The 14204-nt window shown below is 70.5% G+C and carries 12 protein-coding genes and 1 pseudogene; all 13 read left to right on the top strand.

Annotation, left to right across the window (positions count from 1 at the left end; all coding sequences use genetic code 11):
* The first annotated feature begins 187 nt into the window (after positions 1–187).
* The 13 genes and pseudogenes from ACIQOU_RS31940 to ACIQOU_RS31880 all read left to right on the top strand — a co-directional run bounded on the left by ACIQOU_RS31940 (position 188) and on the right by ACIQOU_RS31880 (position 14181).
* Positions 188–877: a GntR family transcriptional regulator gene (locus ACIQOU_RS31940; RefSeq protein ID WP_401542468.1), complete on the top strand. Its 690-nt coding sequence runs from the start codon at positions 188–190 to the stop codon at positions 875–877.
* Entirely contained in the window at positions 874–1785 is a 912-nt protein-coding gene (locus tag ACIQOU_RS31935; protein ID WP_401542465.1) for a dihydrodipicolinate synthase family protein, read from the top strand. Before ACIQOU_RS31940 ends, ACIQOU_RS31935 begins: the two co-directional genes overlap by 4 nt.
* The gene (araD, locus tag ACIQOU_RS31930; RefSeq protein WP_401542462.1) at positions 1773–3515 is read left to right on the top strand and encodes an L-arabinonate dehydratase; all 1743 of its coding nucleotides are present in this window, start codon (positions 1773–1775) and stop codon (positions 3513–3515) included. Before ACIQOU_RS31935 ends, araD begins: the two co-directional genes overlap by 13 nt.
* A 91-nt stretch (positions 3516–3606) precedes the next feature.
* Positions 3607–4542, top strand: coding sequence for a carbohydrate ABC transporter permease (locus ACIQOU_RS31925; protein ID WP_401542459.1), 936 nt, complete (start codon positions 3607–3609; stop codon positions 4540–4542).
* A complete protein-coding gene (locus ACIQOU_RS31920; RefSeq protein WP_401542457.1) occupies positions 4539–5438 on the top strand; it encodes a carbohydrate ABC transporter permease in 900 nt (299 codons plus the stop codon). The genes ACIQOU_RS31925 and ACIQOU_RS31920 overlap by 4 nt, the downstream gene beginning before the upstream one ends.
* Positions 5439–5470: 32 nt before the next feature.
* Positions 5471–6787 (top strand): Gfo/Idh/MocA family protein, encoded by a 1317-nt coding sequence (locus ACIQOU_RS31915; protein WP_401542454.1) that lies wholly within the window; start codon positions 5471–5473, stop codon positions 6785–6787.
* Positions 6787–7209: a hypothetical protein gene (locus ACIQOU_RS31910; RefSeq protein WP_401542451.1), complete on the top strand. Its 423-nt coding sequence runs from the start codon at positions 6787–6789 to the stop codon at positions 7207–7209. The genes ACIQOU_RS31915 and ACIQOU_RS31910 overlap by 1 nt, the downstream gene beginning before the upstream one ends.
* Positions 7121–8458 carry an ABC transporter substrate-binding protein gene (locus tag ACIQOU_RS31905; RefSeq protein WP_401542448.1) on the top strand — a complete coding sequence of 446 codons (1338 nt, stop codon included), beginning with the start codon at positions 7121–7123 and terminating at the stop codon, positions 8456–8458. Before ACIQOU_RS31910 ends, ACIQOU_RS31905 begins: the two co-directional genes overlap by 89 nt.
* A 124-nt stretch (positions 8459–8582) precedes the next feature.
* On the top strand, positions 8583–9380 hold the full coding sequence (locus tag ACIQOU_RS31900) for a rhamnogalacturonan acetylesterase (RefSeq protein ID WP_401542446.1): 798 nt from the start codon (positions 8583–8585) through the stop codon (positions 9378–9380).
* Positions 9381–9398: 18 nt separating this feature from the next.
* Positions 9399–10715 (top strand): polysaccharide lyase family 1 protein, encoded by a 1317-nt coding sequence (locus tag ACIQOU_RS31895; RefSeq protein WP_401542443.1) that lies wholly within the window; start codon positions 9399–9401, stop codon positions 10713–10715.
* A 102-nt stretch (positions 10716–10817) separates the two neighbouring features.
* Entirely contained in the window at positions 10818–11954 is a 1137-nt protein-coding gene (locus ACIQOU_RS31890; protein ID WP_401542441.1) for a pectinesterase family protein, read from the top strand.
* A 2-nt stretch (positions 11955–11956) separates the two neighbouring features.
* Positions 11957–13024 (top strand): annotated as a pseudogene (locus ACIQOU_RS31885) (pectinesterase family protein).
* A gap of 41 nt (positions 13025–13065) precedes the next feature.
* The gene (locus tag ACIQOU_RS31880) at positions 13066–14181 is read left to right on the top strand and encodes a right-handed parallel beta-helix repeat-containing protein (protein ID WP_401542438.1); all 1116 of its coding nucleotides are present in this window, start codon (positions 13066–13068) and stop codon (positions 14179–14181) included.
* Positions 14182–14204 lie beyond the last annotated feature (23 nt).

Raw genomic sequence — 14204 nt, 5'->3', positions numbered from 1 at the left:
GCCCACGGATATCAGTCAGAAGCATTGACGAAACACGCGCCCCCTCCTACGTTCATCGCGTCGTACTTCGTACGTCATATATGAGACGCGATACGCGAGATCAGATACGCGAGATCAGATACGCGATATCGGCATCCGAGTCCGCATCCGAGTCCGCATCTGAGTCCGCGACTTCCGAGAGGCGCGCATGACCTCTGTGCCCACGCCGATCCCCTCCCGCACGCAGTATGTGCAGGAGGAGATCAAACGCCGCATCCTCACCGGCCAGTTGACGCCGGGACAGGCGCTGGTCGAGACCGAACTCGCCGCGCGGTTCGGGGTGTCCAAGACCCCGGTGCGCGAGGCGCTGAAGACGCTGGCCGGGACCGGACTCGTGGTGATGAGCCAGTACAAGGGCGTCACCGTGCGCATGGTGGACGCGGACATGGCACGCGAGGTCTACGACGTACGCCTCCTGCTGGAGCCCGAGGCGCTGCGCCGGGCCGTGCGCCGGGGAGCCTCCCTGGACGCCGCCCGCGCCGCGCTCACCCGGGCCGACGAGGCCACCGACACCGCCGAACGGTCCCTGGCCAACCGGGAGTTCCACCGCGCCCTCTACCTGCCGTGCGGCAACCCGCTGCTCGGCCGGATGCTCGACGAGGTCCGCGACCAGGCCGCCCTCGTCTCCGCCGTCGCCTGGGCCTCCTCCCCCTCGTGGGAGCGGGAGGCGGGCGAGCACCGGGAGATCCTGCGGCTCGCGCTCGCCGGTGACGCCGACGGCGCGTCCGCCGCCCTGCACGCCCACATCGGCTCCTTCGTGGAGCGCGCGTACCCCCGACACGACACGGCCACGGACACCGACACCGACACCGACACGGCCAGGGAGGCCCAGGCATGAGCGGCGCGACCTTCGAGACCCAACGGGCCGCGCTGGCCGACGTGGTGGCGATCCCGGTGACCCCCTTCGCGGCCGACGGCACCGTCGACCAGGACGCCCACCGGGCCCTGCTGCGCCGCCTGCTCGACGGCGGCATCACCACCCTCACCCCCAACGGCAACACCGGCGAGTTCTACGCGCTCTCCCCTCAAGAACGGCACCTGGTCACCGAGTTGACGATCGACGAGGCCGGCGACCGCGCCGTGATCCTGGTCGGCGTCGGCCATGACGTGCCCACCGCCATCGCCTCCGCCCGGCACGCGGGGGAGCGGGGCGCCGCCATGGTCATGGTCCACCAGCCCGTACACCCCTACGTCTCCCAGGGGGGCTGGGTGGACTACCACCGGGCCATCGCCGAGGCGGTGCCCGGCTTAGGGGTGGTCCCCTACCTCCGCAACCCGCAGATCGCCGGTGCCCGGCTCGCCGAACTCGCCGACGCCTGCCCGAACGTCATCGGCGTGAAGTACGCCGTCCCGGACGCCGCGAAGTTCGCCGCGTTCGCCCGGGACGCGGGCCTCGACCGGTTCGTGTGGGTCGCCGGGCTCGCCGAGCCGTACGCCCCCTCCTACTTCTCCGCCGGCGCCACCGGCTTCACATCAGGCCTGGTCAACGTCGCCCCCGCGGTCTCCCTCCAGATGATCGAGGCGCTGCGCGCGGGGGACTACCCGGCCGCGATGAAGGTCTGGGAGCAGATCCGCCGGTTCGAGGAACTGCGCGCGGACTCCAGCTCCGCCAACAACGTCACCGTCGTCAAGGAGGCCCTCGCCTCCCTCGGCCTGTGCCGCCGCGACGTCCGGCCGCCCAGCAGGCCGCTGCCGCCCGAGGAGCGCGCCGAGGTCGCCGCGATAGCCGCCGGATGGTCGGTGTGAACGCGCCCCGCAGGACACCGGAGCAGTTCAGAAGCCACCAGTGGTACGGCACCGACGGGCTCCGCTCGTTCAGCCACCGCGCCCGCACCCGCCAGCTCGGCTACCTCCCCGAGGAGCACCTCGGCAAGCCGGTCGTCGCGATCCTCAACACCTGGTCCGACATCAACCCCTGCCACGTCCATCTGCGGGACCGGGCCCAGGCGGTCAAGCGCGGGGTGTGGCAGGCCGGCGGGTTCCCGCTGGAGTTCCCGGTCGCCACCCTCAGCGAGACGTTCCAGAAGCCGACCCCGATGCTCTACCGCAACCTCCTCGCCATGGAGACGGAGGAGCTGCTGCGCTCCTACCCGGTCGACGGCGCGGTGCTGCTCGGCGGCTGCGACAAGTCGACGCCCGCGCTGCTGATGGGCGCGGCCACCGTCGACCTGCCGACGGTGTTCGTGCCGGCCGGTCCGATGCTGCCGGGCCACTGGCGGGGCGAGACCCTCGGCTCGGGCACCGACATGTGGAAGTACTGGGACGACAAGCGGGCCGGACTCATCGGCGACTGCGAGATGACCGAACTGGAGAGCGGCCTCGCCCGCTCGCCCGGCCACTGCATGACGATGGGCACCGCGTCCACGCTCACCGCCGCCGCCGAGGCGCTCGGCGTGACCGTGCCGGGCGCCTCCAGCATCCCGGCCGTCGACTCCGGGCACGACCGGATGGCCGCGCAGTCCGGCATGCGGATCGTCGAACTGGTCCACCGGGACCGGAAGTTGAGCGACATCCTCACCCAGGAGGCCTTCGCCGACGCGGTGTTGACCGTCCTCGGGCTCGGCGGCTCCACCAACGCCGTGATCCATCTGATCGCGATGGCGGGCCGGGCCGGCGTCCGGCTCACCCTCGACGACTTCGACCGCATCGCCCGCACCGTTCCGGTCCTCGCCAACGTCCGCCCCGGCGGCCGTACTTACCTCATGGAGGACTTCCACTTCGCCGGCGGCCTGCCCGGGTTCCTCTCCCGCGTCACCGACCTGCTCCACCTCGACCGGCCGACCGTCTCCCACGACACCCTGCGCGAACAGCTCGCCGGCGCCCAGGTCCACAACGACGACGTCATCCGCACCCGCACCGACCCGGTCGCCGCCGAGGGCGGGGTCGCGGTGCTGCGCGGCAACCTCTGCCCGGACGGCGCCGTCATCAAGCACATCGCCGCCGCACCCCACCTGCTCAGGCACACCGGCCCCGCGGTCGTCTTCGACGACTACCAGGCCATGCAACGCACCATCAACGACCCCGAGTTGGGCATCACCGCCGACAGTGTGCTGGTGCTGCGCAACGCCGGGCCCAAGGGCGGACCCGGCATGCCCGAGTACGGCATGCTCCCGATCCCCGACCACCTGCTCAAGCAGGGCGTGCGCGACATGGTCCGGATCTCCGACGCCCGCATGAGCGGCACGAGTTACGGCGCCTGCGTGCTGCACGTGGCCCCCGAGTCGTACATCGGCGGCCCCCTCGCGCTGGTCCGCACCGGCGACCCCATCACCCTCGACGTCGAGGCCCGCGCCCTCCATCTCCACGTGGACGACGAGGAGTTGGCGCGCCGCAGGGCCGCCTGGACCCCGCCGCCCGCCCGGTACGAACGCGGCTACGGCGCCCTCTACAACGAGCAGATCACGCAGGCCGACACCGGCTGCGACTTCGCGTTCCTGTCCCGTCCCGGCAAGGTCGCCGACCCCTACGCGGGCTGAGCCGCCGCGCCCCGACCGCCCTCGACGCCGTTCCCGGAGAGAGCGCTTCACCCGCACCGGCCCGCAGGTCGTACCAGAACGGAGAGAAGTCATGGCCCAAGCCGCAGCCGTGGCGAAACCGCCCGCGCCGCCCCGGCGACGCCGTGCCTCCGCCACCCCGCGCAGGCTTCCCTACCTGTTGATCGCGCCGGCCGCCCTGCTGATGCTCGGCTTCATCGCCTACCCGGTCATCAGCGTCTTCTACTACAGCTTGCAGAACTACAACCCCACCAAACCCTGGCGCAACGGCTTCGCGGGCCTCGACAACTTCGTCCACGCCTTCACCGCCGACCCGCAGTTCTGGGGCACCCTCACCTTCAGCGCCCAGTGGGTCGTCGTCGAGGTCACCCTGCAACTGCTCTTCGGACTCGCCCTCGCGCTCATCGTCAACCAGACCTTCGTGGGCCGCTCGATCGGCCGCGCCCTGGTCTTCTCCCCGTGGGCCGTCTCCGGCGTCCTCACCTCCGCGATCTGGGTGCTCCTCTACAACTCCCAGACAGGCATCACCCGTTACCTCGCCGACGCGGGCATCGGCACCTACGGCACCAGCTGGCTGTCGGACACCGCGACCGTGTTCCCCGCGGCGATCGTCGCCGACCTGTGGCGCGGGGTGCCGTTCTTCGCGATCCTCATCCTGGCCGACCTCCAGTCCGTCTCCAAGGACCTGTACGAGGCCGCCGAGGTCGACGGGGCCGGGCGCCTGAAGCAGTTCTTCCACATCACGCTGCCGCACCTGAAGGACGCCATCGTGCTGTCGACGTTGCTGCGCGCGGTGTGGGAGTTCAACAACGTCGACCTGCTCTACACCCTCACCGGCGGCGGACCCGCGGGGGAGACGACGACGCTGCCGCTGTACATCGCCAACACCAGCGTGGACGCCCACAACTTCGGCTACGCGTCGGCCCTCACCACCGTCGCGTTCGTGATCCTGCTCTTCTGCTCGATCGTCTATCTGCGGCTGAGCAAGTTCGGAGGCGAGAACAAGTGATCACCGAAGAGGCCCGCCGCGCGGTGGCCCCCGCCCCCGTCAGGGCCGACCCCGACCCCGCGCGCCCGACCGGCCGCCGCCGCCCCTGGGACGAGGCCCCGCGCTGGCAGATCTATCTGCCGCTCTCGATCTACCTGGTCTTCACCCTGGTCCCGTTCTACTGGATTCTGCTGTTCGCGCTCCGCCCCGCGGGCTCCACCTCGCTGGTGCCCTGGCCGATGACGTTCGAGCACTTCGGGAAGGTCTGGAACGAACGTTCCTTCGGCGTCTACTTCCAGAACAGCGTCCTGGTCGGCGTGGCCACCCTGGTGCTGACCACCGGCGTCGCGCTGGCCGGCGGCTACGCGCTGGCCCGGTTCGACTTCCGGATCAAGCGGGGCTTCATGCTGGCCCTGCTGTGCACGCAGTTCGTGCCCGGTGCGCTGCTCCTGGTGCCGCTCTTCGAGATCTTCGCCCAGCTGCGGATGATCAACTCGCTGGCCAGCGTGGTCATCGCCGAGACGGTGTTCCAGTTGCCGCTGTCGATGATCCTCATCAGCGGGTTCATCCGGAACGTCCCCTACTCCCTGGAGGAGGCCGCCTGGGTCGACGGCTGCAACCGGTTCACCGCCTTCCGGATCGTCGTCCTGCCGTTGCTGCGGCCCGGACTGATCGCCGTCGGCTCCTTCGCCTTCGTGCACGCCTGGAACCACTTCCTGTTCGCCCTGATGTTCCTCTCCGACCAGGCCAAACAGACCATCCCGGTCGGCCTCAACACCCTGATGAGCGCGGACAGCGTGGACCTGGGCGCCCTGGCCGCGGGCGGCATCATCGCCGCCGTGCCCGTCGTGATCGTCTTCGCCTTCATCCAGAAGTGGCTGATCACAGGGTTCAGCGCGGGGGCGGTGAAAGGATGACGGCCCCTTTCCCCGGGCCCCAGGAGAACGACATGACCAGCAACGCCGACCACACCGAGCCCGTAGCGCCCGTAGCCCCCGTAGCACCCGGCGCCCTCCCCGCGGACCCCGTAGTACCCGTACCCCTCCACGCCGCCCCCCTAGGGACCGGCGCCCCCGACACCGCCCCTGCCCCTGCCCCCACCCCCACGCCTGCCCCCACCCTCGCCCTCCCCGTACCCGTAGTACTCGCCGGGGCCCGAGGGCACGGGCGCTGGCACCTCGACAACATCCGGCGGCTCCAGGAGCGGGGGCTCGTGCGGCTCGCCGGGGTCTGTGAGCTGACGCCGCTCACCGCCGACGAACTCCCGGACGGGATCGGCGTTCCCGAGCAGTCCGCCGACTTCGGGGCCCTCCTGGACGCCACCGGCGCGCGGATCGCCGTGATCTGCACGCCCATCCCCACCCACACCGACCTCGCCCTGACCGCCGCCGAACGGGGCGTGCACCTCCTGCTGGAGAAGCCGCCCGCGCCGTCCTACGCGGAGTTCGAGCGGATGGCCGACGGGGTCGCGGCGGCGGGCGTGGCCTGCCAGATCGGCTTCCAGTCCCTCGGCTCGCACGCCGTGCCCGCGATCCGGCGGCTGATCACCGAGGGCGCGATCGGCGAGGTGGTCGGCGTCGGCGGCGCCGGTGCCTGGGCCCGCGCCGAGTCCTACTACCGCCGGGCCCCCTGGGCCGGGAAGCGGCGCCTGAACGGCGTCGACGTGGTCGACGGCGTCCTCACCAACCCCCTCGCCCACGCCGTCGCCACCGGGCTCGCCCTCCTCGGCACCACCCGCGCCGAGGATGTCACCGGCATCGAGACCGAACTGCTGCGCGCCAACGCCATCGAGTCCGACGACACCTCCTGCGTGCGGGTGAGCACCCCGCACGGCCCCGTCACGGTCGCCGCCACCCTGTGCGCCGAACAGCCGGGGGAGCCGTATGTCGTGGTGCACGGGCACAGCGGGCGCATCACCTACTGGTACAAGCAGGACCGGGTGCTGCTCCAGCGCGCCGGGCACGGCCCCGAGGAATCCGCCCACGACCGCACCGACCTGCTGGAGAACCTCGTCGGCCACCTCACCGAGGGCACCGACCTGCTTGTCGAACCGGCGGCGACCGGCGCCTTCATGAAGGTCGTCGAGGCCATCAGGGTGGCCGACGACCCGGCCCAACTCCCGTCGGACGCCTGGCACTTCGACGCGGAGGAGCAGCGCCGGGTGGTGGCCGGGATCGACGCCCTGGTCGAGGCCTGCGCCGACACCCTCTCCCTCTACTCCGAGCTGGGCGCCGCCTGGGCGCTCCCCAAAGAGGTGAGCACCTGATGCCCCCTGACGACAGCCTGGTCCTGCGGGTCGCGGGCCTCACCAACGTCACCGCCGCACCCCGGGTGTTCACCGCGCGGACCGAGGGCGAGGCCGAGGCGCACGGCAGCCGCGCCGGACTCGCCGTCCTCGGCGACGCGTTCGGCTGGATCGGGCTCAAGCGCGCCCCGGACGGCACCGCACAGGTCGTCCACCGCTTCGCCGAGCAGACCGGACGCCGGCACGGCAACCTTTACCCGCTTCAGGATCGACTCCCGGTAGTCACCGGGCCCGACCGCACGCCCAACCCCCCGCTCCGCCAGCTGCCTTGGAACCAGAAGAAGAGAGCCGACCATGAAGATCAGCATGCTCAGAAGCAGACGCGCGGCCGTCGCCGTCGCCCTCGGGTCCGTGCTCGCCCTGACCGCCACCGCCTGCGGTGACGACGGCAGCGGCGCGGCGGGCGACAAGGGCGCCGAGGGTTCGGGCAAGGGCGAGATCACCTTCTGGGACAACAACGGCGGTGTCCGCACCGACATCTGGAAGGAGGTCATCGACGACTTCGAGCGGGCCAACCCCGACATCAAGGTCACCTACGTGGGGATTCCCGCCGCCAGCGCCCAGTCCAAGTACGACACCGCCATCCAGGGCGGCGGCCTGCCCGACGTCGGCGGGGTGGGCACCGCGATGCTCGCCGAGGTGGCCGTGCAGGGCGCCCTCGAACCGCTGGACGGGCGGCTGGAGAAGAGCGCGCTGAAGGGCAGGTTGAGCGAGAACCTGCTGGAGAGCAGCCGGGCGGCGGGCGGCGGCAAGGAGCTGTACCAGATCCCGACCTCCTCCAACAACGGCACCCTGTGGTACCGCACCGACCTGTTCGAGCAGGCCGGTCTGGACGCCCCCACCACCTGGGAGAAGTTTTACGAGGCGGCGGACAAGCTCACCGACCGGAGCAGGAACCGGTTCGGATTCACCACCCGGGGCGGCGAGGGGTCCATCGCACCGGCGCTGGACGCGGCCTACGGACAGGCGGGCGTCACGTCGTTCTGGAAGGGCGACAAAACCACGGTGAACGACCCGAAAGTCGTCGCCGGACTGGAGAAGTTCCTCTCCCTCTACAAGAAGGACACCCCGTCCGCCGACGTCAACAACGACTTCACCAAGATGGTCGCGCAGTGGGACAGCGGCACCATCGGCATGCTCAGCCACAACCTCGGTTCCTATCAGGACCACCTGAAAGCGCTGGGCCCGAAGAAGTTCCGCGGACTTCCCAATCCGACCCTGGCCGACGGCACCCGGGTGCAGGTCTCCAACCCGGTCGACGGGATGAGCGTCTTCAAGTCCAGCAAGAACAAGGCGGCGGCCTGGAAGTTCGTGGAGTTCGCCGTCTCGCACGCCGAGAACTCCAAGTTCAACAAGGCGGCCGGGCAGATTCCCGCCAACACCGAGGCGCAGAAGGACGCGTGGGTGCAGGCGGCCGAGCCGACGAAGCTGGCCGCTGCCGCGTTGAACGGGGCGGGTACGAAGATCGTGCAGCTGCCGTATTATCTGCCCGACTGGAACACCATTTCCAAGGCTGACAACGAGCCGAACCTTCAGAAGGTGATGCTCGGGAAGATGTCCGCGAAGGCGTTCCTGGACCTGCTGGCCGAGCAGTTGAATGAGGCTCAGGCCGACTGGAAGCAAAACCACTGATTTCCGTTGTATGGAAAACGCTGCCCGGTGGGGGCTTGTCGCGCCCACGCGGCGGAGCCGCACATCGATACGGCCCCGCGCCCCTGGTGGGTTTGTTCGTTCCTTTGTTGAGAGGTTTACGGTTGTGTCGATTTCGCGTAGGTCATTAGTCGGTGCCGCTCTTGCTGCTGTGCCCTTGGTTGTTGCGGCTGGGGGTGTTTCTGAGGGGAGGGAGCTGAGCCGGAGTCTCTTTATCGCGGGGGATTCCACTGCTGCTCAGAAGGTTGCTGGTGAGGCTCCCGAGACCGGGTGGGGGATGGCGTTGCCGTTCCTGATGGGGGAGGGGGTGCAGGTCGTCAACCACGCCGTGAACGGGCGGAGTTCGAAGAGCTTCGTCGACGAGGGGCGGCTCGCGGCGCTGCTCGACGCGGTGCGCCCCGGTGACCTGGTCGTCGTGCAGTTCGGGCACAACGACGAGAAGGACGAGGACCCCACCCGCTACACCGAGCCCTGGACGACGTACCAGGACTATCTGCGCCAGTACCTCGACGGCGCCCGCGCCAAGGGTGCCGTGCCGGTGCTCGCCACCCCCGTCGAGCGCAGAAGGTTCGACGCCGACGGCAACGCTTCGCCGAGCCACGGCGACTACCCGGCAGCGATGCGCGCACTCGCCGAGCAGGAGCGGGTGGCGCTGCTCGACATCGAGGCGCTGTCGCTCGCGCTGTGGCAGGAGCTGGGGGTGGAGGAGACGAAGACGTACTTCAACTGGACGGACACCGAACAGGACAACACCCACTTCAACCCGCCCGGCGCGATCGCCGTGGCCCGGATGGTCGCCCGGGAACTGCTGCGCACCAGGGTGCTGGCCGCGCGTGACGTCGTCCGGCTGAACGACGACATCCCGACGTCCTGGATCACCTGGCCGCCCGCAGCGGCCGCCTAACCGGAGGAGAGCCGTACCGTGCGTATCCCGAACTGTCATGCACGTGCCATAGGCGCCTTAGCGGGCTGCACCGCCCTCGTCCTGGCCGCCACCGGCACCGCCGCCGCGCACCCCGCCGCCCGCACCGCGCCCGAACGCCAGGTGCTGGCCACCGGCGACGGCTGGGCGTCGGCCGGTACCGGCACCACCGGCGGTGCCGCCGCCGACGCCGCCCACGTGTACACCGTGAAGACCTGGGACGCGTTCAAGGCGGCGCTGGCCGCCGGGGGCAGCGCGCCGAAGATCATCAAGGTGGTGGGCGCCATCGACGCCGACGGCCCGAACTGCACGGCGTTCGCGGCGGACGGCTACGACTTCGCCGGCTACCTCGCCACCTACGACCCGGAGGTCTGGGGCCGTACGAAGAACCTCGACGCCGAACCCGCCGCCAGCCAGGAGGGGTTGCGCCGGGCGTCGGAGGCCCGCCAGGACGCCTACATCAAGGCGTTCGTGCCGGCCAACACCACGATCATCGGGGTCGGCAAGGGCGCCGGCTTCAAGGGGGCCAGCCTCCAGGTCAAGGGCGTCGACAACGTCATCGTCCGCAACCTGACCTTCGAGAGCCCCCTCGACTGCTTCCCGCAGTGGGACCCCACCGACGACGTCGACGGCAACTGGAACTCCGAGTACGACAGCGCCGTCCTCTACGGCGCCACGCACATCTGGATGGACCACAACACCTTCACCGACGGCGACTACCCCGACAGTGACCTCCCGTACTACTTCGGGAGGATCTACGAACGGCACGACGGCGAACTCGACATCGTCAAGGGCTCCGACCACGTGACCGCGTCCTGGAACGTCTTCGCCGACCACGACAAGACGATCCTGGTCGGCAACGGCGACAGCGACGCCACCGCCGCCATCGACCGGGGACACCTGAAGGTCACGTTCCACCACAACCTGTTCAGCAACCTGGTCGAGCGCGCCCCGCGCGTCCGCTTCGGACAGGTCGACTCCTACAACAACCACTTCGTCGCCGAGGACGGCTACCTCTACAGCTACGGCATCGGCCTGGAGTCCCAACTCGTCGCCGAACACAACGCGTTCACCCTCCCCGAGGGGGCGCGGGCGGGCTCGATCCTGAAGAAGTGGAACGAGTCGACGCTGTCCGCAGCCGACAACTACGTCAACGGCAAGCGGACCGACCTGATCGCCGTCCACAACGCGCAGATCCCGGCCGAGACCCTCACCGCGGCCACCACCTGGACGCCCACCCTGCGCACCAAGGTCGACCCGGCGAAGGACGTCCCGCGCCTCGTCGGCCGGGGCGCGGGCGCCGGCCGGATCGGCTGACCCGAACCACCCCGCGTGCCCAGGGCCGGGGCGAACGGCGTCCCGGCCCACCCCCACAGCACGCACGTACCCCACCCCGCAGTACCGTCAAGGAGCACCAGCATGACCTCTCCCCACAGCCAACTCCCCCTCTCCCGCAGGGGTTTCCTGCTGACCGGCGCCGCAGTGGGTACCGCCCTCGCCCTGTCCGCCACCCCCGCCTCGGCCGCCTTATCCGGCCAGGCACGCCTCCCGTTCGGCGGGTACGGCTCCCCGGCGCGCCGACTCGACGCCGGGACGCTGTACGTCGACCCGCACGGCCAGGGCGACTTCACCACCGTGCGGGCCGCGGTGGCGGCGGCGACCGGCAGCGGCCGGACCCTCGTCATCGCCCCCGGCGTCTACCGAGAGACGGTCCTGCTCGACCCCAGCCGCACCGAGGCCACCTGGATCGGCTCCTCCCAGAACCCGGCCGATGTCGTGATCGTCTACAACAACGCGGCCGGCACCCCGCTGCCCGGCGGCGGCACCTACGGCACCACCGGATCGGCCACCACCACCGTGCAGGGCGCCGGGTTCACCGCCCGCTGGATCACCTTCGCCAACGACTGGCTGCGCGCCGACCACCCCGACTTCACCGGCACCCAGGCCGTCGCCCTCAAGGTGCAGGGCGACCGGAGCGCGTTCACGCACTGCCGCTTCCTGGGCCACCAGGACACCCTGTACACCGACACGCTCTCCGTCGCCGCCAGCGCCCGCCACTACTTCGCGGACTGTTACATCGAGGGCGACGTCGACTTCGTCTTCGGCCGGTCCACCGCCGTCTACGAACGCTGCGAGTTCCGCACCCTGAACCGCACCGACCTCGGGGGCGCCCCCTACGGGTTCGTGTTCGCGCCCTCCACCGGCGTCGACAACCCCTACGGGTTCCTGGTCACCGGCAGCCAGATCACCAGCACCGCCCCCAACGCCTTCTACAAGCTGGCCCGCCCCTGGGTGCCCGGCTCCGACCTCACCGCCCGCCCGATGCTCACCGTCCGCGACACCCGGCTCGGCGCCGGCATCGACGCGGTCCGCCCCTACACCAACATGGCGGACGCCTACCCGTGGCAGAACCAGCGGTTCGCCGAGTACCTCAACACCGGTCCCGGCGCCGCCATCACCGTCCCCGCCGAACGGCCCCAACTCACCGCCGCCCAGGCCAGGACGGCGACCCGGGAGACCTACTTCGGCACCTGGACACCCTGGACGGCGAGCTGACCATGCTCTCCCGACGCGGGTTCCTCACCACGGCGGCGACGGCGGCCACGGCATCCGCGCTGCCCGTCGTACCCGTGGTCCTCGGTGCCGCCCCCGCGTGGGCGGCACCGTCGGGGCGCCGGGTGCTGCACGTGCGGCCCGGGGACTCCGTGCAGCGGGCCGTGGACGCGGTGACCGGACCCGGGTGGACGATCGTCGTCCACCCGGGGACCTACCGCGAGGCCGTCGCCGTTTTGCCGGAGAAGACGGAGCTGACGATCCGGGGCGCCGTCGGTGATCCCGGGGCCGCCGTCCTGGTCCTCGACCGCGCGGGCGGGACCCCGTTGCCGGACGGTTCGGGGACCTACGGCACGGCGGGCTCGGCCACGTTCACCTCGGCCGCCGCCGGGCTCACCGTCCGCGACCTCACCCTCGCCAACGACTGGCTGCGCGCCGACCACCCCGAGATCACCGGCACCCAGGCCGTCGCCGCGTACCTCACCGGCGACCGCGTCTAGGTCGACAACGTCCGGCTGCTGGCCCACCAGGACACCCTGTTCGCCGACACCACCGCCCTGGACGCCTTCGACCGGATGCGCTTCACCGGCTGCCACATCGAGGGCGACGTCGACTTCGTCTTCGGGCGGGCCACCGCCGTCTTCGACGGCTGCCGCTTCCACACCCTGGCCCGGGACGTGCCGTTCACCCCCAAGGGCATGGTCTTCGCCCCCGCCACGGCCCGCGCCAACCCGCACGGATTCCTCGCCGTCCGCTCCCGCTTCACCTCCGCCGCCGAGGACGGCGCCTACAAGCTGGCGCGGCCCTGGGTGCCGTCGTACGAGACGACCGCCCGGCCCTCGCTGGTCGTCCGGGACAGTCTGATCGGGCCCGGCATCGACCCGTACGCCCCCTACACCGACATGCGCGAGGCCTACCCCTGGCAGTCCATGCGCTTTCGCGAGTACCGCAACACCGGGCCGGGCGCGGTGATCACCGCCCCCCACAACCGGCCCCAGCTCACCGCCACCGAGGCCGAGGCGCACACCCCCGCGGCCTACCTCGGCACCTGGCGTCCCCCGCACCGCCGTTGAACTCCCCGTTCGCTCTGGACCGACGAAAGGACCCGCACGTCATGCGTCGCATCAAGAGCCTCTTCACGGCACTGTCCCTCACCACCGCCTCCCTCGGCCTCGCGCTGACCGCCACCCCGGCGCACGCCGCCACCGTGGTCGTCAGCACCTCGGCCGCCCTGACCAGCGCCATCGCCAACGCCACCGCCGGCACCGTCATCCAGGTGCGCGGCGGCACCTACTACCCGACCACCACCCTCCAGTCGACCACCAACGGCAGCTCCTCCGCGCCCATCACCCTCACGGCCTACGGGTCGGAGAGCGTCAAGATCGACGGGTCCTCGCTGCCGTCGGGCCAGTGGATCTTCAAGCTGACCGCGAGCTACTGGAACGTCTCCAACCTCACCTTCCAGAACTCCCCGGACAGCGCCGTCGTCTGCCAGTCCTGCACCGGCACCACCTGGAACAACGTCAAGACCATCAACAACGGCGACTCCGGGTTCACCCTCACCGGCGCAGGCACGGTGAACAACACCGTCCGGAACATCGACAGTTACGGCAACTACGACGCCGCCACCCACGGCGAGAACGCCGACGGCATCGCCATCAAGTTCGGCTCCGGCAGCGGCAACCTGGTCACCGGGGCACGCCTGTACAACAACGCGGACGACGGGATCGACTTCTGGTCGTTCACCACCCCCGTCACCGTCGAGCACACCTGGGCCTTCGGCAACGGCGTCAACCGCTGGTCCGACTCCGCGTTCGCCGGGGACGGCAACGGCTTCAAGCTGGGCGGCGCCGGTGAGTCCATCGCCCACGTCATCAACAACTCGGCCTCCTGGGGCAACGCGGGCAACGGCTTCACCGAGAACTCCAACACCGGCGCCCTGGTCCTCAACCGCACCACGTCCTACGCCAACAAGGCCTGGGGCTACTACTTCGCCACCAGCTCCGCCCGGCTCGGCAAGAACCTCGCCGTGGGCAACGGCAGCGGCACCGTCAACAAGGGGTCCTCGGTGGTCTCGGCCGGGAACAACTGGGACTCCGGCATCGGCACACCGTCCTTCGTGTCCACGGACGCGTCGAGCACCTACAACGCCCGCTCCACCAGCGGCACCCTGCCCGCCACCACGTTCCTGACCACCGGCTCCAGCACCATCGGCGCCACCATGGACTGAACGCACCACGGCCCGGCCGGGTC

The organism is Streptomyces sp. NPDC091279 (assembly GCF_044757465.1).
In the GTDB taxonomy this organism is placed as follows: Bacteria; Actinomycetota; Actinomycetes; order Streptomycetales; family Streptomycetaceae; genus Streptomyces.
The sequence above is the reverse complement of the archived record's forward strand: the minus strand, read 5'-3'. Positions and strand labels throughout refer to the sequence as shown.